The sequence below is a fragment of the Lewinella sp. 4G2 genome, assembly GCF_001625015.1.
GTDB lineage: Bacteria > Bacteroidota > Bacteroidia > Chitinophagales > Saprospiraceae > Neolewinella.
This window is the reverse complement of the sequence record NZ_LVWJ02000014.1, coordinates 1348296-1373521: the sequence shown is the minus strand read 5'-3', so window position 1 is coordinate 1373521 and position 25226 is coordinate 1348296. Positions and strand designations below refer to the sequence as shown.

The following is a 25226-nucleotide window of genomic DNA, read 5'->3' as shown; positions in this document are numbered from 1 at the left end:
TCGCTGCCGCAGGTGCGGGGGAATAGGTAGGGGGCTAGAAATTGTGTGAGCATTACTCACCAATGATTGGCAGCAGATCATTGACTTGGATGCTGCCGGCAAATGGACTCTCAAAAGTATCGCCCGCATCAACGATCTGACTGTTTTTCCATGTACCATCATCCGTACTAGGAGATTGGTACACCTCTATTTTGCGGCCGCGCAAATTGATGATCCAATATTCAGCAACGCCAGCGGAAGCATACAGTGGACCTTTCACGGTCCGGTCGAACTCAAGGGTACTAAAGGCAACTTCAATGACCAGGTGAGTTTCCGTCACTAGCGGATGGCGGGACTTCATCCCTTTCGGAGTCCTTTTGGCAATCAAAAAGTCTGGTTCTGGCTCTGAGTCAGGTGGTAATGGAAGTGGACTTTCGGAGCGGTATCGATATTCCCTTCCAAGTAGCTCTCTAAAAAATTCCTGAAGCACTTCGATGGTGCCAGCATGTTCAACCTCTTTAGGAGGTGCCGTAATTAGTTTACCGAAAATCAGTTCAACTTTATCGTGCTCCACTAATACGCCCGAAGCGATTGCCTTGTGGTAGCGCTCTAAAGACCAGGACATTGTCTCCATCGCCAGTCCGGACTTCTGTAGCCATTTAAACATACAAATGAATATAGGGGCAATAAACTAGATAGCCCCGAACGCTAATGAAGCATCCGGGGCTATTCAGATTTGAGGAGCGATTCGCTTAGAACATCACCCCCAGCGTAATCACCAGCGCGTTGGTCTTACCGCGGCTGTCGTCCTCCCGGGCGTCGCGGCCGGGGCGGGTGATTTCGGTGTCTTTATCCGTGGTGATATCCGCAAAGCCGGACTGGTAGGAAATACCTGCCACAATGGCCGTACTCGTGGAGATAGAGTATTCAATGCCACCACCGATGCTCCAGCCCAGATTGACGGAATTGACTTCCGTGGAGATGTTGAAGCGTTCGTCTTCGCCCAGACCGGTGTAGCCGGAGATCTCACCACGGGATTGCGTCAGCACACCCAGGTGTAAGGAAGGCCGGACGAAGTAGCGGATGTATCCGAACTCACGAGTCCGCAGCGTCAGGCCAACGGGTACTTCGAGGTACTGCAGACTGTATTTGTAGGAGTTACCACCGTCAAAATCACGGACGCCACCGACGGGGAGGACTTCGTCAAGCGCTTCGCGCCAGATATCCACTCGGGTGAACTCATCGTCGTAGCGCAGCGTACCGCCAGCGTTAAAGTGAAAACCCAGCCCGGTGTGGAAGCTGTACTGGTCAGTGAAGTAGTATTCACCGATGATGCCCAGTTTCAGGCCCAGATTAGTGCCGTCGCTGTTGATGAGGTTATTGTCAGAACTCATCCAACTAAAGGTAGGGCTGGCCTGGAAGCCGAACTTGATATCACCCTGCAACTGCGCCGTAGCGGTGGCCGTAGTGAAAAGAAAGAGGCAAGCTGCCAGCAAGGTCTTGAGGGATAGGTAATTTGATTGCATAGAATTCGTTGGTTAATGGTGGTGAGAGATCTTCACCCAATTCGGTACAAAACCTGTAATGAGGGTGGGGTGTTCGCAATGGCCCACCCCAATTGTCTTCCCCCCTTTTCGAAATAGCTGATGATCAAAATTAAGGTTGTTACTCCGGTTGTAGCCGGTCTTTTTTGCTTGCTCCTTTCCGCCTGCACCCGCGACAGCGCCCCGGTTCCGGACGTGAGTGAGATTAACGTGGACGTAACGCTGATTCGTTTCGACGAGGCAGTTTTTGACGTCGATACGAACCAAATTGCCACCGAATTGAACCGGCTCGATGCGGAATACGGCAACTTTGCGGATCTCTACCTGCGCAACATCATGCCCGTCCGCCGCGCCGATTTCGATGCTGAGGAACAAATAGAGGTGATGGCCGCCATGCTTCGCTACCGACCGCTGCGGGTGCTGGACTCCCTCGTTTCGGAAAAGTTTGACGATGCCGAAATGGACCGGCAGGTAGCAGATCTGGAGCAGGCTCTGCGCTACTACCGCCACTATTTACCGACCGCGGAAGTACCGGATACGCTGACGACCTTCGTCTCCGAATTTGGCTACGCCGCCCTGATGTACGGGGAGAACGACCTGGCCGCCGGCCTGGAATTCTACCTTGGCCCGGAATTTGACTACACCCAGGTCAGCGCCCAGGAATCCATCTTTTCCGAATACCTGCGCCGTACCTACCGCCCGGAGTACCTGACCCAAAAATTGATGCAGGTGGTGATCGACGACCGCATCCTACGCCCCCGGGCCGGCCGGCTCATCGACTACCTGATCTACGAGGGAAAAAAACTGTACTTGCTAGAACGCGTGCTCCCCTACGCCGAAGAAACTCAGACCCAGGAGGTCACCGAAGAGCAACTGGAGTGGCTGCGCAACAACGAGATCGCCATCTACGCCAATCTGCAAAAGGAGGACCAGTTATACAGTACGGACCAGATCCTGATCCGCAAACTCACTCAGCCCGCCCCGTACACCCAGGGGATGCCGACCGACAGCCCCGGCCGCGCCGTGAACTACCTGGGCAAGCGGATCATCCAGGCTTACGTTGAGGCCAACCCCCAGACCACGATGGAGCAGTTGATCGCAATTGAGGATGGGCAAAAGATTCTGGCGGGGGCGCGGTATAAGCCGCGGTAGGTAGATGTTCCGTTCCACGAAAAGACCTATTTGTTCACGAAAGCCGGCCCTGCGCTGCTTCCGCAAACCTTGCCGAAGCTTAAGAGTTAAATTGTTAGTACTTTCAATTCTAAGTACCGTAACTAAATACCCAACCGCTCATGCTGACTACTTCCCGCGCCATCCCCCTGGTCAATCTCGCCGATTACGAGCACGGCAGTGACGCCGTCCGCCAAGGATTTATTGATCAACTGGCCAACGCCTTTCACGGCATCGGTTTCGTGGGCGTGACGGGCCACGGCATCCCGAAAGAACTGATCGATAACTTCTACGTCGCGGCCAAGAAGTTCTTCGCCATGGAAACGGACGCCAAGCGGAAGTACGAGATCGCCGGTGCTGCCGGGCAGCGGGGTTACACCTCCTTTGGCAAGGAAAAGGCCAAGCAGAGTAAAGTGGCTGACCTCAAAGAATTTTTCCAGATCGGACAGGAGACCGCTAACATGGCGGCCGAGGACCGGAACCCGGACGTGGCCGAAGTGCCCGAGTTCATGACGCTGGGCCGCGAGCTGTACCGCCAGTTTGAAGAGAAGGGTAACATCCTCCTCGAAGCCATCGCCCACCACCTCAACCTGCCGGCGGATTACTTTTCGACTTACACGAAAGACGGCGTCTCCATTCTCCGCGCCATTCATTACCCCCCGATCACTAACGAGCCGGCTAGTGCTATCCGCGCCGAGCAGCACGAGGACATCAACCTCATCACGCTGTTAGTAGGTGCCAGCGCCGGTGGTCTGCAGCTCCTCAACGCCGCCGGCGAGTGGCAGGAGGTCGTACCCGAAAACGATGAGATCGTCATCAACGTGGGGGACATGCTGCAACGCCTGACGAATAACTACTTGAAGTCCACCACCCACCGTGTGGTGAATCCTCCCCGTTCGGAGTGGCACAAACCACGGCTCAGTATCCCCTTCTTCCTGCACCCCCGGCCGGAAATGTCGCTAAATGTGTTAGAAAGTACGGTGACGGCGGACAACCCTCAGCACTACGAGCCCATCACGGCTGGTGGATACCTGGACCAACGCCTGCGGGAGATCGGACTGAAGAAGTAACATCTCGCTACGGGGGCAGCCGGCGTTTCCGGAGGCGACACTTTGCAAACTTGACGCCGAAAAGACGCTTAAAAAATACATTCCGGGCACTGGGCGTTATTTTTGTACCCTAAGCGCCCAGTTACATTATAGTCCCTTTCCGCTTCGGTGGAACTAAAAATCAACGTTATGAACGCTTCACTATTCTTGGTTTTCCAGGCGCTTGGCCCGGAAATGATCTTCATCTTCGTGGTGATCCTGCTGCTCTTCGGTGGTAAGAAAATTCCTGAACTAATGCGTGGTATTGGTAAGGGTATTCGCGAGTTCCAAACGGCCAAAGGCACCATTGAGAAAGAACTCAAAGATGGCATGACCGAGCAGGAGCAGCGGGAAAAAGATGCCCGCGAACTGAAAGAACTCCGCGAGCGTGAGTTACTCCGCAAGCGGGAAGAATCTTTCATCACCCGCGACGAAAAGTAGGCGCTGCCGCAGGTGCGGTGAAATGGGTTCGGGGCAACTTAATGCTCCGTCGTAAACCATCATTTTCGGATCAACACCTGACCAATAGGAAAGCCCCGCTGACGCGATGTCGGCGGGGCTCTCTGTTTGTCATTAGCTGTGGAAATTATCTGCCACTCATGTATTTGCCCAGCATGCTGGTGCCCATGCCGAGGATGTCATCCATGATCTGTCCGTCGCCATCTCGGTCGAGGAGGGTACCGGCCAGCCCGAGGTCGGGGGCATTCTGACGGGGGTTGGCCTGACTTTTGGTGACCATATCCATCAACGCGCCGCCCAGTCCGCCGGCGTCCGTATTGGTTTGCTTCTTTGCTTTACCGAGCATCCCGAGGAGGATGGGAGCGAGGGTAGCCATGAGGGGAAGCACTTTGCCCATGCTCAAGCCACTCTTTTCGCTGATCTCGCGCGCGGTATCTTCTTTCTGGCTACCGAGGACGTGATCGAGGATCTTACCTCCGTTCAGGGTCTTACGGAATTGGGGTGGGATCTGCTCCGTAGTGCCCGCCTGGTTACCGCCGAGCAGGCCACCGAGAAGGTCACCCAGGCCGCCGCCATCGTTGCCACGGGTTTGGCTCATCATGCCGCCGATCAAGTCCGCAAGGCCGCCACCGCCGCTTTGGGGTTGGCTTTGTCTGCCGCCGAGCATACCGCCGAGGACGCTACCGAGCAGTCCGCCGCCGGCAGAACCACCGGGTTGGCCACCGCCCATCATGCCGCCGATCATGTCCATCAGGCCACCGCCCGTGGGCATTCCCTGGCCGGGTGCCTGGCGCCCCTGCTGCATGAGGCCACCGAGCATATCGAGGATACTACCATCGTGGTCACGCTCCAGCGCGTTGGATAACGATTGAGCGCCTTGCGGAGTAGAGGCATTGCGGGCGAGTGCCCCCATCATAGCACTGATGGTAGCGCTGGTAGCCTTGGTGGTAGTTGTCTTGTCGGAGCCTGTCTGTTGCGCCAGGACGTCCATGAGACCACCGCTGAGTTGGTCTTTGAGTTGTGATTGGAGTAATTGTGCGAGATCCATTTAGGTCTATTTGTTTGGATGAAAGACTTATTGAGAGAAAGCTACTGGAAGACTGCCCGCACGGGTGTTAATTGTTTTCCGTTAGCTAATGGCGATAAGATAGGCTATTATTCCTATTTCTGCACCAACTTTTGTTAGTGGCGAGTTCCACGTGGTTTTCCTGTTACAATCCGAAAAGGTGATGCTTACGACATCACATCTTTACCTTCGCAATCATGTTACTTCCCTTTCACGAAGCGGACCGCCTGGAGGCTGGATGCGATGAAGCAGGTCGAGGCTGCCTGGCTGGCCCCGTCTTTGCGGCTGCGGTAATTTTCCCAGCTGGGTACAGCAATCCGGACCTAAACGACAGCAAAAAGCTCAAGAAGGCGGACCGAAACCGACTGCGGGCACAGATCGAGAAAGATGCGTTGACCTGGGCGGTGGCTCAGTATTCGGTAGCGGAGATCGACCAATTCAACATCTTTCAAAGTAGCTACCGAGCCATGCACCGCGCCCTCGGTCAACTGTCGGAGGTACCCGATTTTTTGCTGATCGACGGCAAGTTTTTCATTCCCTACGGCAAAACGCCGCACCTCTGCGTGATCAAGGGTGATGGCAAGTACCAAAGCATCGCGGCCGCGGGCATCCTGGCCAAAACCCACCGTGATGAGTACATGCAAAAACTAGACGTGGACTTCCCCCAATTCAGCTGGAAGACGAACGCAGGCTATCCTACCAAGGCCCACCGGGCGGCCATTGAGGAGCACGGAGCCACGATCCACCACCGCAGAAGTTTTAAGTTGCTGGCGGAAGGGAAACAGTACTCATTGTTTGACCCCGTTTAAAATCAAAGGGAGCAATTGACGCCAAAGGCAGTTAACGCAATCTTGCTACTAACTACTCGTCCTCTCCGTCATAAAAAATGCGGCAGGTCAAAACGGTCAGATCATCCGGGTACTCTGACCCCTGGCGGAAATCATCGAGCCAAACACGGAGGCGGTCATTGAACTGGCGGGCGGAGATACCGTGCTGGCGGCGGCAGAAGTCGTTGAGTAAGGACTCGTCCAAGGTCTCTCCAGCGGGGTTTTGCAAATCCGTCAGGCCATCCGTATAGGTAACCACGAGCGACTGGCGGGGCAGATCTACCGTACCGACTTCCAGAAAGGGTAGCTCATCAATAGACCCGAGGACGAGGGTGCCTTTATCGAGTAATTGGACGCCATTCTCCGTTACCAGGACGGCCGGGGGGTGGCCGGCATTGACGTAGCAAAGCTGATTCTTCTGCCGATCGTACTCCGCCACGAAGAAGGTGACGAACTTCTCCCCTTCCGTGATCCGGTAAACGGCAGCGTTGATGTTTTTTACGAAATCGTACAGGGAGCCCCGTTTTTCGATCAGGGTGTGGAAGTTGGCCTGAAAGTTGGCCATCAGCAGGGCGGCGCTCACTCCTTTGCCGGTGAAGTCACCGATGCAGAAGATCAGTTTTCCTTCGTCGTCGAATTCCGCATAATCGAGGTAATCACCTCCTACCCCGAGTTTGGGTTTGTAGATGGTGCTAAGCTCATACTCATCGCGCACCGGAAAGGAATCCGGGATCAACATTTGCTGGACTTTGGCTCCCAGATCAAGGTCCGCCTCCAAACGCTCCTGCTCAATTTGGCGGCGGAAGAGTCGCTTATTCTCAATGGCTACCGCAATCACGTTGGTGATGGCCGTGATGATCTGCACCCGCTCGTACATATCCTCATCTCCCCCAAAGTTGCCAATCAGGATGTAGGCGATGGGCCGCTCCTTGTGCAGGACGGGGACGATATGGACGAAGTTGTCCAAAAAGGGATGGCTCCCCTCCGGCAGGATGCCCGAGCGGGTGAATTTACTGAGTACCTTCCCCATATCTTCGGAAGGCGGTGGCATCCCTTCCAGGTCGATACCGGTGGCGATATTCCATTCATTATCCGCCGAAGGGTTCCGGACGAAGAGCGCCATGCGGTCCACGTTGAGCTCCTGTCTCAGGAACGAGTGGTACATGGAGAAAAGGTCGTCCGCCGAGACATTATTATTGATCGCCTGAGTGATCTGCAGCAAACGCCGAACCTGCAGCTGCCGCAAGTGCAACTCCCGCTCCAGTTTTTCCGTCCGCTCGAACTCCTTGATCATGGGGTGAAGGTAGCAAGGATTTTACTTGTAGCCACGGGCTTCGTGACCGGTCGGATCCAATCTATACCACCTGTAAATTACCTACGAAAACGCCAACAACTACTCCTCTTCTTTAGCCGGAGCGGCTGGAGCTGTGGCCTTAGGAAAGCCCTTGATCCAGAGATCCCGCTGCGGGAAGGGCACCTCGATTTTACCAGCACGGAAGGCTTCGTCGATCTTGAAGCGAATGTCCGATTTTACGTCTTCGATGCGCAAAAAATCCCGGGAATAGAACAGTAGATCAAAATCGAGCGAGCTATCCCCGAACTGCAGAAACCGAACGGAGGGAGCGGGGGAACTCAGTACGCTGCGATGGTCCTTGGCTACTTTCAGGAGCGTCTCTTGTACCAGTTTGGTATCCGAACCGTAGGCCACCCCGACCGGCACGTGGAAACGGGCGATGCGGGATACCTGGCTCCAGTTGGTGACATTCTCGCCAATCAGCTTAGAGTTGGGTACGAAGATGATGATGTCGTCCCTAGTTTCCAGGACGCTCGTCCGGGCACCGACCTTGCGGACGGTCCCTACCTGGTGGCCGGTAAGCTCAACCACGTCCCCCACTTTGACGGAGCGCTCAAAGAGGATGATCACGCCACAGATCAAGTCATTAAAGGTCTGTTGCAAGCCGATACCAATACCGACTAGGAGGGCGGCGGCACCCGTCCAGATCACTAATAAGTCGAAGCCCATGGCTTGGACAATCAGCAGCACGCCAATCAGGTAGATCAGGTAAGTAAGGAGCCGGTTGATGGCGAACTGGCTCCCCACATCAATCTTGGTCCGGGTGTAATAACTGCGCAAGAAGTACCCCGTTAGCACCTTCAGGAACAGGCGAAATGCGTAGAAAATAGCGATGGCGCGAAGCACGTGCAGGACGGTGATCTTGCCAGCGAGATTACCCTGGCTGTCATTCCAGTTGAAGAAACTGTACTCCGCGATGCCCGTATCCACGGCGATGAAGATGATCGCTAGTGTGTAGAGTAAGGGTCGGAGGCTGGTAATGCTACTGGCGACGTCTTCTTCCTCAGTATTGGAGGGTTTGCCGGTCTCCCTACTCGCTCGGGCGTAGTAGCTCTGAACGATCAGTTCCTCCAACAATAGATCCAGCACGTTAGCGATCACGAAGGCAATCAGAATCTTGACGATCGTCGAGATGCGAATAGTGAGGGAAACCGGGGGACCGTCTTCGGTCAGTGAGCGCTGAATATTCTCGTCGAAGAAGGTGAAGTCAATCTCCAGCGTTCGCAGTACGGCAATGATGAAGAGGCTGAGAAGAACGTAGCGTACTACTCGCTTCGTCCGCGTCCGGTTTTGGTCGGAGGTAGTTTCCCGATCATAGTACCAGCTGAATAACTTTTGATTGAGTAGAAAGCCCACCACGTAAAGAGCGAGGCCCGTCAGTACGATCAGGACGATTTCGTAGAGGTTGACGGGGAAGCCGCCAAGGTTGAACGAAATTTCTTTTAGCTTTTCCAAATCTGCTCCGATGGCTTTTTTGCGGTTACGCTATCCGGTCACCGTGCCCGTAAGGTACGCAGTTGAATTATACGTTCAGGTAGTTCATCAGGCTATCGTAACGTTCGCGTAAAGTGTCCTGCAGTTGCTTCTCGTTGAAACTGGCCTTGACGTTGTAGTTGAAGCGCTCAAACGTGGCGAGGGTAGCCGCAATGCTCTGGTTGTTGATCTTCACCGTGACCTCAATCCGCTCGGTATTATCGAAAGTCCGTAGGAAGGAACTCAGGATGATGGAACCTTCACTTTCAACGATGCGGGCAATCTCCGCCAGGCTGTAATCGTGGCGGCCCATTTCAAGGATTACGATGGAGCCGGGGTCGCGAAAGGTGGAGGTCTCCGCAAAGAATTTGAGCAAGTCTTCGCCGGTCACGAGACCAACGTAGTTTTCCTCCCGGTCCGTAACGGGCACCATGGTAAGCTTATACTCCACCAAGTACTTCATCACGTCGTAGACGTGGTCATCAGCGAAAACTCGGGGAGGCTGGTGGGGGAGTTGGTAATTACTGACTCTCTCCAGTGCATCAGACTCCAGAATATCATCTTCGCTGACGACGGCCCGTAATTTGCCGTCACTCACGATGGGGAGGTGGCGCAGGTAGAAATCGTTCATCACGTTCAGGGCATCGTCTCCGGTATCCGAAGGCGTGAGGGGAACAATGATGTCGGTAATGAGGGATTCAGCAGTCAAGGAGACGGGCTTTAGCGCGTAAGGTGGTTGGAAAGATAACTAGGAAAAATAAAGTAAGGCGAGCCAATAGGCTACCTACTTATCCGAGTAGCCGCTTTTTCTGGGTGGCAAACTCCACCTCCGTTAGTAGCCCTTTATCCTTGAGGGTAGCCAGGCGTTGTAGTTGATCCAGGAGATCGTCGTTGATCTCGGGCAATTGCACCATCTCTTCTTCGGCGATGGGGTTTTCCAACTGTTGCTCCTGCTCGGTCATATCCGCAGCGAGGCGGTAACCATTTTCGGCGAAGCGTTCGAAGGCCGGTTGGACGCGCAGAAAGGCAAAACTATCGTGAGTACGAATGCGCTCAAAATCCATAAAGCCGAGCGCAACGGCGCGGTCCAGGTGGTAAAAAGCTTCGTCCGCCTCTTCCTCGCAGGAGTAGGAAGCCGCCAGGTTGAAGTGAGAGGCAACGTCCTGAGGGTTAAGTTCGACGGCTCGCTTGAAAGCGATGACCGCCCGGTCGTATTCGTAGTCCTTGAAGTAGCGTAGGCCAGCTTTCCGCTCGGCGGCTCCGGGGATGACCTGACTGGGAGCGGGGTTGCTGCGGGTGCGGGAGGGTGCTGCCTGGTCTGCGTAACCTCCGCGGTTGCCGGATGCCCGGCGGCGGTTGCGTTCCCGTTGTTCGCGTTCCCGTTGCCTTTCCAGGTAGCGGCGTTCCCGGTCGTTGCGCGGCGCTTGCTGAGTAGAATTCTGGTACTGCGGCTTAGCGCTCGTTTGTCGGTATTCCCGAGCGGTTACGGTCCGGTATTGTTCTTCGTTGTACTTCCGGTCGAAAGTTTCCTGGTTCATCGTCAGCAAGGCAATGGCATCAATGAATCCGAGGATGGCCCCGAGAATAGGAATAAAGTAAAGGAAGGCCAGGCCAACCTGACCGAGGTAGAAGCGATGGAGGCCAAACCATCCGCCAAAAAGCGCCAGGACTGCTGCGAGATTTTTATCTTTCATTGTCGTCCTATCCTAACGGTTAAGTAGCAATATTGGTTTGCCGGATGGGGTATTCCGGGCGACCCATCCGCCATCCACTTTATTCTACGACAATCTCGTATTCCTCCAGTAAGCCATCCAGGTTGCCCCGGCTGAATTTGGCGCCCCGGAGTCGGTTTTCTTCGGGGGAAATTTGAAAGTTATGCGCCGTTCTCAGATCGGCCTTCCGCAGGTCAGTGCGTTCGAAAGTGGCTCGCTCCAGGTTGCAATCCGCAAAGGAAGCTTCCTGGAGGTTGCAGCCGCGGAAGTCTACTTCCATCAATTTGCAACGTTTAAAGGAGATGCCCTTCAGTTTACGGTCGTTGAAGGTAGCCAGTTCCAGGTTACAGTCCCGAAACTTGACGCTGAAACCAAATTCTTTGGAATCTTCAAAGTGAATACCCAGAAGCTTGCAATCCTTAAAGTTGACGGACTGGAACCCGGTTTCCTTCACCTTCGCATTGCTGAGGTCGCAGCCCACAAAAGTGCAATTCTCGAATAAGCTTTCATTCAGCTTAGCCTTGGTGAGGCGGCAGTTCTCAAAACGGCAGTTTTCGTAGTGGCCCGTAGGGATGGACTCCAACTTGGCGTAGTCCTTGTCGGCGAAATATTTCTTACCCATAGATCTGCTGTGGCCGCGCTGGACAGTTCGCCCGGGGGGAGGGGCGGTAGTTGAAGAAGTTTTCAAAAGTAGTCAGGTTGTTGAGATTATGAAAAACGAAAAGCTAAATAATCCACCCGCACTCTTGGGTTCCCAACGAAGATAAACACTTCCTCCCAATGTTACCTCAATGTTAACTCCTCCGTCGTAAAAATTCACCGCCCGTCCAGTGGTGCCAAACGATTAAATCAAAGGGGCTTCAATAGTAGAGCGTCTGATTACCTTCCGGAAAGACCATTTCATTTTCCCCGGGCGTAAACGATCGCAGGGCGGGTAGAGCGTCCAATTCCGCCATCGTACCCTTGCGGTCCGTTACGACGGGATCTCCGCTCGGCTCCCCGGCGTCGCAGGCCAAGGTTGATCTTTCGTAGATCGCCTCGCCCGTTGAGAGCACGTATTCGAGGTGCTCATTATCCAAACAGGGGGTTCCGTAGTCGACCGTTGCGTTGATGAGTTCAAATTCTCCGTGACGGTAACGGAAGCGGTGCTCGTAATTCCAACGTTGCCGGCTGCCTCCGTGGTGGCGGATGATAATGGTTCGGCGAGCATCGTCGTAGGCCACGCCCTGGAAGGGATCACCCATCATTCCGCCCGCCTTTGCGGGAAGAATGGCTGTGGTGGAGCGGTACCATTCCCCTTCCGCACCATCCATCAATGTATAGACGACCAAGTCGCGGGCCATACCGAAACCGTCCGTATCCCGGTTAGGGTTATCCACGATCTCCAGGCGATCAGGGGTACCATCCCGATTAAAGTCGCGGTAAATAGTGCGGTCGTCATCCTTAGAATTAGGGTTTGCTACCTCCACCGTTGTCCCTTCCGCGGCAGTGGCCGACGAGCGATCTTCTTGGCAGCTCAGTAGCAATAGGAAAACCAGTAGTATGCTATATCTCATCGCATAAAGGTCTTACTTACCCGCCACTTTGAGATAAGAAGTGATTACGCTGCTGACTACGCAGTCACCGACGAAGTATCCGCTTCCCCAACCGCCTCAAAGTTGCTCGCTTCGGTGATGGTTTTTTCATTTCCCGTTTCCGGATCAGCGTAGGAGCGTTCTCCAACTTCGACGCTGAGGGATTTCCCCACTAGATCCTCACTGTTGAGGGCCTCCCCTTCGATACCGACGGCGGCCATCAATTCGGCCAGGATCGGCTTGCTGGGTTCGCTATTGTAGAAGCGCTGTTCAACAAAACCCTCCTCGTTTTCCATCCGAGCGGAAAAGAAGGGGATGTCTTTGTACTCGCTGCGGCCATCCGTTACTTCGGTGATGGTGACTACGTGGCGGCCATCTTTAAGGCGGGGAGATTCGTTAACCTGAACTTGCATAGTTGCTTTGCTTTATGATTTGTTAGTAAATCGTAATCGCAAAACAATTTGTTCGTTAATCACAGAAAAGATTCGTCGCTTCTACTCTTTGTTTCGTCGAGAAAGCTGAGCTCCGGTTACCGCCGAACCTACTTTAACAGCTCACCAAACTACAGCATCATGGGCGGAGAAGGAAGTATGAGCCATGCCAACAACAGCCTACGTGGCAACGGCAGGCTACGGCGCCACGGCAAGGGAATTTTCGATAAAAAGGAGCAGGGGTACGCCTTTCACGCCAGAAAGGAGGGTAGCAATATTCCATCCGCCCCGCCCGAGGTGGTAGCTCGATTTCGGGAAGAGGCAGCCAGGGAACAAAAGCGGGAACGGGCCAAATGGGTATGGACCTTCGCCATCCTGATCGCGCTGTTCACGACCGGTTATTTTCTGGAAGAAATCCTTGAGGTACTGAGCGGTTAAGCTCTTTTAGCTTACCGCAGCTTTACGCTAGCCGCACCGAGGAAACCTACATCAGTGAAGATCTGAGCGCGGTATACACCGGCAGCGAGTTTGTCGTCCAGCTCGTGGGTGAAACTGAGCCGTTGGCTCCGCTCTACGTTTACGTCGCGGCCTTCGAGCGCCATGATGTCCATCTCCGAACCATTGACGGTGGCTTTGGCGCGAACGGGGTTATCCGAGATAACCGGAGTGCCGGACTGATCCGTCAGTACCAGGTAGATCGGGCGGACGCCGAGGTATTTCTCCGGCACGTCGGTGAGGTCGAAACTGACGGCGAGGCGGCGTACGCGGCTGGCGTTAGCCGTCACCTTAGCCCCTTTACTTCCCTTTAGGAGGTCGACCTGAATGGCGGTAGCCTTGAAGGCGCCGAGGGACAGCGCTTCAATGTTACGCTCCATGGTAGCGTTCATGGATTCCAGGTTCTTAGCCGTTTTCTCCGCTTGGTAAACGGCAGTCTTGGTTTTGGAAAGGTCCTGGCGTAGGGTCACGTTCTCCTTGCGCAGGGTTTGGTTTTCCGCCTGTAACTCGGCCAGGTTGGTTTCCAGGAAGGCACGGGTATTGATGAGGTCCTCAATCTGGAGGCGCATCTTGTAGGCGACGTCGGTATCATTGAGGGATTTCTGCTGGGCCGTCCGCATCCGGGCGAGGGCGGAGTTGGCCGTGGCCTGTGCACTCGCTAAGGATCCTTTTAGTTCAGCGTTGTCCGCTGCGGCGGCTTCGTAAGCGACGCTGATACTATCTACCTGCGCTTCGAGGTTCTTGCGCAGGGTCTCCAACTGAGCTACTTCGCCGGACATGGACTGGTTCTTCATCTCCAATTCCGTTGCGGCGCCGTTTCGGCTGATGCCCCAAATGAGACTGCCCAGGAAAAGTAGCGCCAGGATGATGGCCAGGATGGTAAGCGTCTTCTTATTCATTGCGGTTGGTTGTTGGCGTAAAGGTAAGCGTTTCGGTTATCCAGTTATCCCTTCGCCTGCTTGCCTACTTGCTTTGCACCTGCGGCAGCGCCCGTTTCTTAGTTGCAAGTGGCGAGTATCGAGTGGCGAGTTGCGAGTTCGCTTACTTACCCTTTCCTTGCAATAGGACGACGACGGTGTAGAAGAGGATCTTGAAGTCGAGGGCCAGCGAGCGGTTTTCGATGTAGAGGATGTCGAATTTGAGGCGCTGGATCATTTCATCAACGTTGCTGGCGTAGCCGTATTTCACCTGGCCCCAACTGGTGATGCCGGGGCGAACCTTCAGCAGGTGTCGGTAGTGGGGCGCGCGGGCGCTGATTTTGTCGATGAAGTACTGCCGCTCCGGGCGGGGGCCGACGAGGGACATTTCCCCGCGCAACACGTTCCAGAATTGGGGTAACTCATCGAGCCGCCACTTGCGCATGACGCCGCCCCAGGGGGTGCAACGATTGTCGTGGTCGCTGGAAAGTTGGGGCCCGGCCTCTTCCGCATTCGTGTACATGGAGCGGAATTTGATGATGTTGAACGGGCGGCCGTTCAGGCCAATACGCTCCTGCTGGTAGAAGATCGGGCCGGTGCTCGAGAGCCGCACGCGGATGGCCACGTACACCAGGAGCGGGAAGAGCAACAGCAACATGAAAGCGGACGTCAGCAAATCAATGACCCGCTTGACGAGACGTTGCCAACGCGGCATCATCTCTCGTTTGACCTCGATGAGAATGGCGCCGAAAACCTGGTCCATCTTCACGGTACCGAGCATGATGTCGTACATATCGGGGATGACCTTGACGAGCAGGCGGTCCTCGAAGTCAAACAGCACGTTCATAAGTTCCCGCAGCCGGTTGTGCTGGCTTGTCTCGATGGCAACGATGACTTCCTCCACGTTGTGCTCTTCAATGACCCGGGCGAGATCCGTCATCTTGCCTAACTGGGGCAGCTGTTGGCGCAACAGTGAGGGGTGCTTTTTCTCCGCGTCGACGAAGCCGATGAAGCGGTTTCCGGAATGCTTCTTCGCCCCCGTAAGCTCCTTGTACAGCTGAGCGGCGGCCTTGGACCCACCGACGATCAGGGTATTAAAGGTCACCACCCCTTCCTTTAGTTTGCGGCTAGCCCGCGTAAGTAAAACCATGCGGATAAACGCCGTCAGGCTAAAGTGGACCGAAAACAGGATGATGGGATTCTGGTAGTAATCGTGGAGATCGCCCGCATCGTCCAGCAACACGGCAAAAAACAGGACCACTACCCCCACCAGGGAGATCCCAAAGGTCTCCAGCAATACCCGCAAGCGACTCTGGCGGTAGATATCCCGGTACTGGTCAAAAATGGCGTAAGCCAGGAGCCAGCCGAAAGCGATGGCCAGTCCGCTGATCCAGAAATTAGCGTCCGCCAGCAAGGTTTCGATGGCACTACCCTTACCCTCCTTGGAATTGCGCACCCAGTAAAAGACCGACCACGCCACCCAGGCCGCAAAAAAATCGAAGGCGACGTAGACACGGCGGTCCTGGCGGCGGATACTAGCCGTATCCGGCCCCATCTTTTCGAGGGTATGTTGCAGGGCGACATCCATCAGCCTAGAAGTAGAGTAAGCGAATGTTATCGATGTGGACGACGGCATCCTCCTCGCCGGCCGGCAGGATACTGGTGAGGTACACCTCGAACTCGTCCAACTGAGAAGCCGCCACGATCTGGGTCATGTCGAAGTAGATCTTCGTCCACTCATCACGGGGGGAGGAAGTCGGGTCGAAGGGCCGCACCTCGCCACCGTTACGGCGACCGATGACGCCCCAGCCAATGGGTGCCTCGGAACGAAAGTCCACCTCCAACCATACGTAGGGCCGCACGGCAAAGAGGTTTTTCAGGTTCACGTTGGAGGACAGCTCGAACAGCGGCTGGTCCTCCGTAAGCACGAAGCGGCCGGAAGCATCGCCGGAACGGACGACCTCCGACTGGGCCATCAAATCCTGCGTACCGGCAATCCGGTTGACGAATACGCGGTCGCTCTGGGGCTCAAAGTTTTCGATGAAGCCAAACTGGACGTCCTGGCGGTAACCTACCGTCAGTGTTCCCAGATCGACCGTCTCGCCAGGGATCAGATCTAGCGTACGCACCGCTGGAGCGTAGAACTCGTAGGGGTCCGGCGTAGTGCTAACACCATTGCGGCGAACGCCCGGTTGCAAACGCACCTCCGTTTCCCCGGCCGAAAAGACGGGAATTCGGGCCGGCAAGGAGAAGGCACCAACGAACTGGTTATCGGCGAAGGCCCACACTTCGGTGATGTTACTCGTCGAGCCCTCCAGATTGGGGGTTACCAGATTAAAATCTTCCACCAACACGAAGGTGGGGGCCATTTCCAGATCCTCCGTACAAGCGGTGGCGAGGAAGAGCGACAGCGCGCTCAGGATGACGTATTGGGTAAATTTCATTCAGTAAAGGTGGTAGGGCTCAGCGATAAACGGACCTGATATAGACGAACAAACGCTAACTAACGTTGCCCGGGGCTTGGTCCGGCAGCCGACTTTGGTTGTCCGCTACGGCGGCGGAGATGCGATGGGCCAGCTCCAGGGCGCGGTAGCCGTCCTCGATACTCACGGCGGCGGGTTTGCCCTCCTTGATGCTGATGGCCAGGCTCTCCAATTCCATCTGAATGGCGTTGATCGGCCCGCTATCCGGTTGGTCCACGTGGATGATGCGTTGCCCCTTCGGCGTATCGAGCGGGAATTGCTGCCCGGCCTCGGGAATGTTGCTGGCGCCCGGGTCGTACAACCGCACAATCTGGCTTTCCTTCTCCAACAGGTCCAGGCTGATGTAGGCGTCCGGTTGGAAGAGGCGGACCTTCCGCATGTTTTTCAGGCTGATGCGGGAGGCCGTCAAGTTCGCCACGGCACCGCCCTTAAATTCTACGCGGGCGTTAACGATGTCCGGCTTATCACTCACGACGGCCACGCCGCTCGCGCGCACGTCGGTCACTTCGTCGTCGGCCAGTTTCAGAATGATGTCCAGGTCGTGAATCATGAGGTCGAGCACCACGCTCACGTCCACCCCTCGGGGGTTGAACATGGCCAGGCGGTGGGCCTCGATAAAGTAGGGTTTCACCTTCAGGTCCCCGAGGGACAGCAGCGCCGGGTTAAAGCGTTCCACGTGGCCAACCTGCACCAGTTTCCCGGCCTTCCGGGCCAGTTCGATGAGTTCGAGGGCTTCTTCCAGCGTCTCGGTGAGGGGTTTTTCCACGAAGACGTGGCAACCACCCTGCAGCGCCAATTTGACGGTCGCGAAGTGGGTGGGCGTGGGTGTTACGACGTCCACCACGTCCACGGCCGCAATCAGTTCCTCCACGGTTGCGAAGCGGTGCACGTTGAATTCGCGGGCTACGGCGCGGGCGTTATCCTCGTCCGTATCGTAAAAACCAACGAGGTCGTAATGCGCTTTCGCCAGGCGAATACACTTAAGGTGAATCTTCCCGAGGTGGCCGACGCCGATGAGTCCCATTTTTAGCATGGGGTAAAGATACGCGTGTCGAGTTGCGAGTAACGAGTAGCGAGTGTCAAGTACTTGCAACTCGCTACTTGCAACTCGCTACTTAAATACGGGCGCTGCCGCAGGCACCAAGAAATGGGTAAGGCAGGACGCACCGGACGGCTAAAAACTGAACCCGTAATTAATGCCCAGCTGCACGTCACTGTACCCGGGCCGAGCCTCGCTCCCGCCGGCGTTGATGAAGGAGGCCATCGCGTTCACCGTCTGCTTCTCAGTAATCTGGTAGGAGAAGTTGAGGCCGGACTGCAGTACGCCATCGCTACTACTCTCTAAACCGGGTTGGTCCAGGAAAGTCGTGAAGGCGATCTGGTAGCCGGCGTTGATGCCTACGGAACCATCCTCCCCCAGTACCTGCAGGTTATACCCGACGTTGGGGCCGACGGTCGTGATGTTAAGATCGGGCGTCGCGTTGCGGTGGAAGAGTAAGGTGCCGGTCAGACTACCCCGCGCTTCCTGCTTCTGCCGGGCGTAGGAGAGCATCAGCATGGAGAAATTACTGAGCTGATCCTGATCCACCTCCTCGTCGCGGATGAGGGCGGCCCGCTGGTAGCTTCCCGAAGCGATGAGGACATTTTCTCCCAACGCATCTAATAAATAGGATGCCGTGAGATCCACGCTTTGCTGGGTTTGGGCGATGACGACGCTATCCACCAGCAGGTTATTGACGGCGATGGCCTTGTGCCGATTCGTCGTCGTGAAGTTGGAGAAACTGGCGTTGAGGTTGAGCCGGTCACTAGCCGTGTAGTTCGCGTTCAGGGAACCGATGAAGCGGCGGTTGTTGGCTGCGGCGGAGTTATCCAGGTCATTGCGCTGCAAACCGACGTTAGCCGTCAGCGTCACCTTATTATCGAAGAGGGGGGCCGTAATGCCGGTCGTGATGTTCTCCAGGTCGTTCTGGAAGAAAAGGCTACCGTGCGTGCTGTACTCCGGCTCCACCCGCTCGTAGCGGAGGTTCAGGTCCCCGAAGGAGGGGGAGAGGGTGACGGCAACATTATAGGCGTCCGCCGCCGTAGTGGTGGCGTTCGGATCGAATAGACCGAAGAGTCGGGTTTGCCCCGTCGGGTCATCTAAATCCAGCGCGTTCTCGTCCCGCGTCAGGACGGACCGCGCCCACTCCCCACTCACCTTGAGCAGTTTGCTGATCTTTTGCTCTCCGGACAGGGTAAGCACCATGTTGCGTTCCGGGCTGGCGTTGAGTTGGGGGTCGAGGTCCTCTTCGTCCAGGGTAAGCCGGTCGCTGGAGGCGAAGAGGGAAGCCGATACTTTCGTCCCCTCATTATTGAAACCCACCTTGAGGCCCTGCCCCACCCGGCGGTAGGCCGTCTCAATGTCCTGGATGCTGCCAGCGTCCTCGATGCGGGCCCGGCGCAGTTTACCCATCATGCCCGAGATCTCAAACTTACCGGGCTTCAGCTCAAAGCCCCCACCCCGGAAGTTGACGCCGGAGAGGCTGTAGGGAGAGAAATTCATGCTCCGGTCGCCAGCGTGGAGGGTGATCCACTTGTAACTCGGGCTCAGGCCGGCAAAGCCGTAGGAGGGCAGATTATACAGCGCGTTGCCATTCGAGAAGGCCGCGGTGAAGGGTGCCTTAATACCCAGAAAGTCCAGGTTTAATCCGGCATTGAATCCGTAATTGGAATTCTGGTTCCGCTGCGGTGCGCCGCTCCCCCGGTCGTCGAAGAAGTTGAGGCCGGCCCGTGCACTGGCGCTGCCCGATATTTTGAAGTACTCCTTATTCTGAATGCGCTTACGGATATCACCAAAAAAGCCCTCCACGTCCTGACCGGCGAGGGAGAAGGAAAAACATACCAGTACTAAAACAAATAATCTGCTCATGGTGAAAATCCTTTATCAACGCTGCGCTAATTAATCCTGCGCTAATTATTAATCATTACTCCTGCAGTACGGCCACCTCCTCGGTGTAGGGGGAAACCTTTCCGCCCGGGAAGACGGCCTTCATCAAATAGCGGTAGGTCCCGGCCTTGCGGGCATCGGTATCCACGAACTCATTGAGGTCTCCCGCAACGACTTTGAGGAGGCTGACTGGTTGGTCGTCCACCCCTTTATAAATGTGGTATTCCCGTGGCGTGGAGCCGTAGGTCCATTCAATTAGAACGGACTTGTTCTCTGCGCTCGCCGTCGCCCGCAGGGTTTCGATGGGAGGCCGTAGGCCATAGTCCTTCACCTTCACGACGGCGGAAAGCGGGTAGTCTGAAACGAGCCCATCATCATCCGTTACGAGCATGGTGTATTCGTAGGTCCGGCCAGGCTCCACGAGGCTATCGCGGTAGGTACGGCGGAATTTGGCTTCTGTCCACTCCAGGACCGGCGTCCAGTCGGGCTCTACGTCGTACTCCCGGCGGTAGAGGACGTAGCTTTCGGCGTCCTCGGCGGGGCTGGGGACCCACTTTAAGCTGATGGCCTTACCATCGTTGTCCGCATCAATGAAGCGGGGTGGTGCCGGTGGGAATTTATCCGGTTTCTTCAGCGCCAGGATCGGCGTAAAATCAGAGGTATTCCCCCGGTAATCCACCGCCCGCAGTTGGTAGTAAACGGAATCGTTCGCCTGAGTAAGCGGCGTGGTATCCAGGACGGCGGGGCCGGGGAAGGCATCTTGGTTCTGTCGTTGCAATTCGCCGTCGCGGTAATATCCCTTAAAGAGGTAGTAGCCATCCAGGTCCGGTTCGTCCGTCGTTTCCCAGGTGAGGTGGGAAACACCCAGACTATCCACAAAGCCAGCAAAATTGGTCGGCATGTCCGGAGGCGTATCGTCCCAGGACATCACGAGGGCTTCAAAACTCGTGGCTTCCCGACCGCTGTAGGAGACGGCCTGGATCCGGTAGTAATTAGCGTCAAAAGCCATGGGGAAGGCAATCGTTGTCACGGTATCCTCGGCGGGGATGGAGTTCATCGCAATCTCGTAATCCTTACCCTGGGTGGGGCTGTGTAGGATGCGAAACTCCTTTACGAAGGGCAGTTGCTCTTCAGGAAAGCGCCAGGCCAGGATGGCGTAGTTACTATCCGTTTGTTCCGAACGGGTAAAACCCGGGCTCACTTCAATGTCGGACAAACCCTTCCCCCGGGCCTCCCGGTAGCCGTCGGATTCACCGCCGAGGTGGTCGTACCCCGTGAGGCGGAAAACAATGGAATCCTGATTATTGGGGATATCCAGCACGTCGATCACGTACAGATTATCCTCGGTACTGTCCATGGCCATCGTATCGAGGACGTTGACGTAGGCATCCTCGGCCACATCCTCAAACGGGCCACCGGCCACGGACCGTTGGAGGCGGTAACCGTAATAGTAGGGCCGGTATTCGAGCGTCCGCCACTTCACCTTGGCCTGGCGGTCGCCCCAGGTGACGCCCAGTTTTGGGAGTTCGGGTTCGACGTAGTTCTCGACGTCGATATCCAGGTAAAGGGTATCCCCGGTGGAGGTAGGGTAGACCTTGATGCCGTAAGCCCAAACATTGGGGTCGAGCGTTCGGGCGTAGCCCATCCCGGCGTAATCGATCCGTTTCCAACTGGACTGCAGTGCCGTCGTGTGGAAGTAGGGGACGATCCAACTTTTGGCGGAGTCGAACTGGGCGCGGATCTCATCGGCGTAGGGCGTCTGCTGGCGGAAGGCGTCCGGCATTTGCTCGGGGATGGTGGTGGCCAGGGCGACGGTATCCCACTGGTCCAATAGGTCCTGCGACCATTCGGCGAAGGGGATTGGTTCCATTTTTTTGGTTTCCACGACGCGGCTGGTTGGCCTGCGGCGGGGGCCGGATACGGCGTAGACAGTTACGGTCATGCCCTTGGAGGCGTGCCGTAATTCGCTGAGCGTTCGGGGTTCCCACCGGGTGTAGAGGACGCCGTCCTCCACCTTGCTGTACAGGTCGTAGCCGGCGGTACCTGTCGTCCCCAACCCCGCACCCGCGTTCTGCGCCCAACTGAAAGCGGGGAGGAGGCACAGGATGGCTACCCGAAGGCAATATGAAATTAAATGTGGCATATTTATAGATATACGGTTCCGCAACGGCTGCCCAATTTTACACTGGGGAGCCAAATGCCCTGGAATTTGCCCTTGACCCGCAGGCGGGACGGATTGGGAATATCCGCGTCGATGTAAACACCGGCGTTGATCTTGGGCGTCCAGACCCCGAAGAGCCGGGCTTTGGCCCACAGCATGAGATAGAAGCGACCGGTGGCGCGCCAGTATTTGGCACCGTGAGGAGCATTGTAATTTGAGGTATTACTGCAATAACTACCCTCCGGATATTTTAATAGACTAATATCAAATCCGGTACGGAAATTAGCGTCGACACCGAACCAGCCGTCATCTTTATAGACACGCAGACCGATGCTTGCGCCAAGCGCAAAACCCGTCCCCTGAGCCGCTTTGCCGCTCAGACTACCCCGGTTATTGGTATTTGTTCCGATATTAAAATAACTGGCAACGTCGTGCGGAACTGGTGGTGCGCCGGGGATATCGTTACCGGTAAGGAAGTAGGCTTTTGCCCAGGCGTTAAGGCCCGAACCGAGGTTGAGGGTAACCGAAACCGGATGGAGTGGCGCACCCGTGGCGGACGTCATGGAGCCACCTTCATAGCCGCCGACGTAGAGATGCCATTTCCCATTTGTGCTATTATAAAGAATATCCGTCGTGCCCTGCCCTTTGATGGTACTATTCGCCAAATCCATGTGGGCATCAAAGGCGCCTTTCAGGATGAAACCGTTGCTGAAATCCATTGAAATGTAGAAGGCCAGGCCAATGGCTCCAGGATTATTTTTGATAGCCGCTTTAGTCTCTGCTTGCTTTTCTTCTTTGGACATTTCTAGAGCAGCCACCTTAAAGCCCACCGCACCGGCTTGGCTGGCGAAAGCAGGCATGATGTCCACCTGCCCGTAAATCATTATGTTCTGGAGGGCCGTATTACTAAATACTACCTCCACCGTAACCACGCCGCTGTATAGTTTGGCGCCGGGGGCGGAACGCAGAGATAGCGTTGCTTTGAGGCCAAGCGCGATATTAGCGTCTGGCACGTACGTCACCCCGGAATTGGTGACGCCGGCACCACCCGTGGAAGGTGTAGCCCCGTTCATCTGGTCCCTGCGATTGACCACGTTTGGCGTGACCGACGCCATCCGCATATGGTAATAGGCGCCGCCACCAAATCCGTCAATAAATAAAATACCGGGGATAACGGGAATATTGATGGCCGAGCCACTCACCATACCCTCCACGAACCAATAATTATAAGGGTTACCGTTACTATCTGGCACCTTGCCGAACATGGCGTTGAGGGATACTTCGATCGTTGGGTTAGCGGCTTCTCCGACCTTAATCAATAATCCCCCCTGAAAACCATCACCGTAGACAGGGTCATCGCGTAGGAACAGCACGTGGCCCTGCATCGAGAAGCCCGTGAACTGCATGTTTACGTCGATACGATTGACGAGTATTCGGCGGAATTCAATTTTGTCGCGGCCCTGATTAGTTACTATCTCACTAAATATGGAGAAATCAGACTTTGCCGCCAATCCATTACCCTGTTGCCCCATCAGGGAAATCTGCACGGCAACGCGCAATTCAAATTCGTTATTTGGGGCGTTGCGCAGTACCACTGAATCAATCCCAATGGGGAATTTTGCCAGCGTCGGCTGAGTAATAAAACTGATATAGCCATCCTGCTCCAGGCCAAATTTTCGGCCCTTGGTGGCTAGCATCAAGCCCTGTACGTTCACCTCGGCGGCGTGTACGGTCAGTGATTCTTTGGGCTCATTGCCGTCGTCTCCGTCCGGGTTGCCACTGCCCTGCTTTGCTTTAATGGCGGCCCTGGCGTAGATGACGGCCTTCGGTTCGAAGGTTGTCGGCGTCACGGTCACGTCGATGTAGGTGGCCGAATCGATACTGACGGAGGCCATTTTTAGTACGGGGAAAGTCATGTCCGATTCCGCAGTTGCCGTGATGTTCCAGGTCTGGCTCGGCACATTGTGGTAGGCGGAGTAAGCCAGCGTTTCGTTCCCTTTCGCGACTGGGATTCGTATCTGCCCGTTGAACTGAAAATCGATGACGTCATTCGTCAGTAATTCCAACTCGGCGTGGGCGATGGTAAAGCCCCAGCTGTCCATCTGGGCGCCATCGCCGAGGTCCAATACATTATCGGCGTAGAATTTTCCGGATACGCCCTGGGCATCAATCAATAATCCTTTCACGCCAACTCTGGTGCGGCAGGCGGGGGCGAGGCTTTCCTCGTACTGCCGCTTGAAATCGGGTATATCTAATTCAAAAGTCGCGTTCTCCTCCGCATTTGCGGCCAATAAGGGCGCTGCCGCGGGTGCCGGGTTAGTGGTTCCTTCGGTATGTTCCAATTCCGGAAGGACCGGACCGAGTACGGGTTGGTTGCCATCGACGTAAAGGGGTTCGGCGGGAGCGGGGCCACGGACGTTAGCCAACTCGGTGGAAGGTTCCGCGTAGGCCAGCGGTGCCAGGTCCTCGCCCAATTCAATGGGCTTCTCCCCCATCGTATAAGTTCCGTACTGATCGAGGAGCAGCCCACTGGGGGTAGCGCGGTCCAGGCTGGATGTCCCCGCGCAAGACTTATTTAATTGGTTAGGGAAGGCAACGTCCAGCTCCTTGATGTAGACGCCGCGCCAGAGGTTCACGTTTCCGGGGGGCAGGTAGTTGGCCACGTACCCATCCGGGAAGGACATACTGGTGCTGTTGCGGAAATCGCTGAAGTCGAAGACCGCCGCGTTGAGGTTGAAGACCCAGTCCGTATCGTCCGCCAGCGCGAAGTTCGGGAGGCTCACCTCGACGAGGAAATTATTCCAATCCGTAAGTTGGGTCTTAATGTTGCCGGCTACCCGCCCGGTGGGGATCACCTGATCGGTGGGGGTGACGGGCACGATCCAGTCGCGGCTGAACATGACGTCGGCCTCGACGCCCATTTCCACGAACCCGTCACAGTCGATGGTCACGTAGGTACCGCCGTCGATGGATTCTCCCTGTTTTTTAACGCCACTGAATCCCTTCAGAGTGAGTCCGAACTTGGAGGGGTCGTCCGTCCCGATGGGCACGTCCGAGTAAAGGGCAATGGTGGCTTCGCCGAGGACGCCACCGTCGTGGGAGAACTTCAGATCGGGGGTGCCGAAAAAGAGTTCGACGTAATCCGAAATGGGTGCGTTGGGTTCCCCGTCGGGTCCGGTCGCTGGCTGGCTGATGGTGGCCCCGGCCTGAGCGGAGACCTTCCGCTGGGGGAGTTGCATGCCGACGATGACTTCCAGTTGGGCGTATTCCGGGTAGAGCCGCAGGTCGTCAAACATGATGTGGACTGGCACATTGCCAATCGTATCGGCGAGCACGACGGGGAATTCGATAAAAGCCAGGCTATCCAACTTCTGGATAAACTTCCCGACGGACATGGCCTTAGCGATCGCATTGCGCGCCTTTTGTATTTGGGCGAGGTTGGCGTTGGCTTGCTCCAGGGCGATTTGGTCGCGGGCTATGGAGTCGGCGGTTTGGGCTTGGAGGGAGGTGGGGGTACCAATACAGCATACCAGTACAAAAAGAAGCAATACTGATTTCAATATTGAT

General features: G+C 55.7%; 22 protein-coding genes. 5 read left to right on the top strand and 17 right to left on the bottom strand.

The features are described 5' to 3' along the window. Positions 1-52: 52 nt before the first annotated feature. Both A3850_RS06730 and A3850_RS06725 read right to left on the bottom strand, forming a co-directional pair. Positions 53-646 (bottom strand): Uma2 family endonuclease, encoded by a 594-nt coding sequence (locus A3850_RS06730; RefSeq protein WP_068215107.1) that lies wholly within the window; start codon positions 644-646, stop codon positions 53-55. Positions 647-731: 85 nt separating this feature from the next. Beyond that, positions 732-1505, bottom strand: coding sequence for a porin family protein (locus A3850_RS06725; protein ID WP_068215106.1), 774 nt, complete (start codon positions 1503-1505; stop codon positions 732-734). A gap of 120 nt (positions 1506-1625) precedes the next feature. Between A3850_RS06725 and A3850_RS06720 the strand changes: the two genes are divergently transcribed. The 3 genes from A3850_RS06720 (at position 1626) to A3850_RS06710 (ending at position 4222) form a co-directional block, all read left to right on the top strand. Next, complete coding sequence (locus A3850_RS06720; RefSeq protein ID WP_068215105.1) at positions 1626-2675, top strand: hypothetical protein; 1050 nt, start codon at positions 1626-1628, stop codon at positions 2673-2675. A 140-nt stretch (positions 2676-2815) separates the two neighbouring features. Beyond that, on the top strand, positions 2816-3763 hold the full coding sequence (locus A3850_RS06715; RefSeq protein WP_068215104.1) for an isopenicillin N synthase family oxygenase: 948 nt from the start codon (positions 2816-2818) through the stop codon (positions 3761-3763). A gap of 168 nt (positions 3764-3931) precedes the next feature. Continuing rightward, positions 3932-4222, top strand: coding sequence for a twin-arginine translocase TatA/TatE family subunit (locus tag A3850_RS06710; protein ID WP_068219492.1), 291 nt, complete (start codon positions 3932-3934; stop codon positions 4220-4222). Positions 4223-4367: 145 nt separating this feature from the next. On the opposite strand, the gene A3850_RS06705 is transcribed toward A3850_RS06710, so the two are convergent. Then, entirely contained in the window at positions 4368-5288 is a 921-nt protein-coding gene (locus A3850_RS06705; RefSeq protein ID WP_068215103.1) for a DUF937 domain-containing protein, read from the bottom strand. A 215-nt stretch (positions 5289-5503) separates the two neighbouring features. On the opposite strand from A3850_RS06705, the gene A3850_RS06700 reads away from it, so the two are divergent. Beyond that, on the top strand, positions 5504-6115 hold the full coding sequence (locus A3850_RS06700; protein ID WP_068215102.1) for a ribonuclease HII: 612 nt from the start codon (positions 5504-5506) through the stop codon (positions 6113-6115). A 52-nt stretch (positions 6116-6167) separates the two neighbouring features. Here the strand turns inward: A3850_RS06700 and A3850_RS06695 are convergent, their stop codons facing one another. From A3850_RS06695 to A3850_RS06665, 7 genes are all read right to left on the bottom strand, one after another. Beyond that, positions 6168-7427 carry a PP2C family protein-serine/threonine phosphatase gene (locus A3850_RS06695; RefSeq protein WP_068215101.1) on the bottom strand — a complete coding sequence of 420 codons (1260 nt, stop codon included), beginning with the start codon at positions 7425-7427 and terminating at the stop codon, positions 6168-6170. A gap of 99 nt (positions 7428-7526) precedes the next feature. Next, positions 7527-8942 (bottom strand): mechanosensitive ion channel family protein, encoded by a 1416-nt coding sequence (locus A3850_RS19885; protein WP_197494002.1) that lies wholly within the window; start codon positions 8940-8942, stop codon positions 7527-7529. 67 nt (positions 8943-9009) lie between these two features. Next, positions 9010-9669: a CBS domain-containing protein gene (locus A3850_RS06685; RefSeq protein ID WP_068215100.1), complete on the bottom strand. Its 660-nt coding sequence runs from the start codon at positions 9667-9669 to the stop codon at positions 9010-9012. Positions 9670-9748: 79 nt separating this feature from the next. Then, on the bottom strand, positions 9749-10654 hold the full coding sequence (locus tag A3850_RS06680) for an NINE protein (protein WP_068215099.1): 906 nt from the start codon (positions 10652-10654) through the stop codon (positions 9749-9751). A 79-nt stretch (positions 10655-10733) separates the two neighbouring features. Further along, positions 10734-11294 carry a pentapeptide repeat-containing protein gene (locus A3850_RS06675; protein WP_068215098.1) on the bottom strand — a complete coding sequence of 187 codons (561 nt, stop codon included), beginning with the start codon at positions 11292-11294 and terminating at the stop codon, positions 10734-10736. 238 nt (positions 11295-11532) lie between these two features. Continuing rightward, the gene (locus A3850_RS06670; RefSeq protein WP_068215097.1) at positions 11533-12228 is read right to left on the bottom strand and encodes a hypothetical protein; all 696 of its coding nucleotides are present in this window, start codon (positions 12226-12228) and stop codon (positions 11533-11535) included. Positions 12229-12284: 56 nt separating this feature from the next. After that, positions 12285-12659: a hypothetical protein gene (locus A3850_RS06665; protein ID WP_068215096.1), complete on the bottom strand. Its 375-nt coding sequence runs from the start codon at positions 12657-12659 to the stop codon at positions 12285-12287. Between the two features lie 159 nt (positions 12660-12818). On the opposite strand from A3850_RS06665, the gene A3850_RS06660 reads away from it, so the two are divergent. Continuing rightward, positions 12819-13115, top strand: coding sequence for a hypothetical protein (locus tag A3850_RS06660; protein ID WP_068215095.1), 297 nt, complete (start codon positions 12819-12821; stop codon positions 13113-13115). A gap of 11 nt (positions 13116-13126) precedes the next feature. Here A3850_RS06660 and A3850_RS06655 read toward each other — a convergent pair whose 3' ends face one another. The 7 genes from A3850_RS06655 to A3850_RS06625 form a co-directional block, all read right to left on the bottom strand. Next, complete coding sequence (locus tag A3850_RS06655) at positions 13127-14071, bottom strand: hypothetical protein (RefSeq protein WP_068215094.1); 945 nt, start codon at positions 14069-14071, stop codon at positions 13127-13129. A gap of 142 nt (positions 14072-14213) precedes the next feature. Next, positions 14214-15677, bottom strand: coding sequence for a sugar transferase (locus A3850_RS06650; protein ID WP_231915289.1), 1464 nt, complete (start codon positions 15675-15677; stop codon positions 14214-14216). A gap of 4 nt (positions 15678-15681) precedes the next feature. Next, entirely contained in the window at positions 15682-16533 is an 852-nt protein-coding gene (locus A3850_RS06645; protein WP_068215093.1) for a hypothetical protein, read from the bottom strand. A gap of 55 nt (positions 16534-16588) precedes the next feature. Next, positions 16589-17605 (bottom strand): Gfo/Idh/MocA family protein, encoded by a 1017-nt coding sequence (locus A3850_RS06640; protein WP_068215092.1) that lies wholly within the window; start codon positions 17603-17605, stop codon positions 16589-16591. A gap of 141 nt (positions 17606-17746) precedes the next feature. Then, complete coding sequence (locus tag A3850_RS06635; RefSeq protein ID WP_068215091.1) at positions 17747-19480, bottom strand: hypothetical protein; 1734 nt, start codon at positions 19478-19480, stop codon at positions 17747-17749. Positions 19481-19535: 55 nt separating this feature from the next. Then, positions 19536-21641, bottom strand: coding sequence for a fibronectin type III domain-containing protein (locus tag A3850_RS06630; RefSeq protein WP_068215090.1), 2106 nt, complete (start codon positions 21639-21641; stop codon positions 19536-19538). A gap of 2 nt (positions 21642-21643) precedes the next feature. Further along, on the bottom strand, positions 21644-25207 hold the full coding sequence (locus tag A3850_RS06625) for a hypothetical protein (RefSeq protein ID WP_068215089.1): 3564 nt from the start codon (positions 25205-25207) through the stop codon (positions 21644-21646). Positions 25208-25226 lie beyond the last annotated feature (19 nt).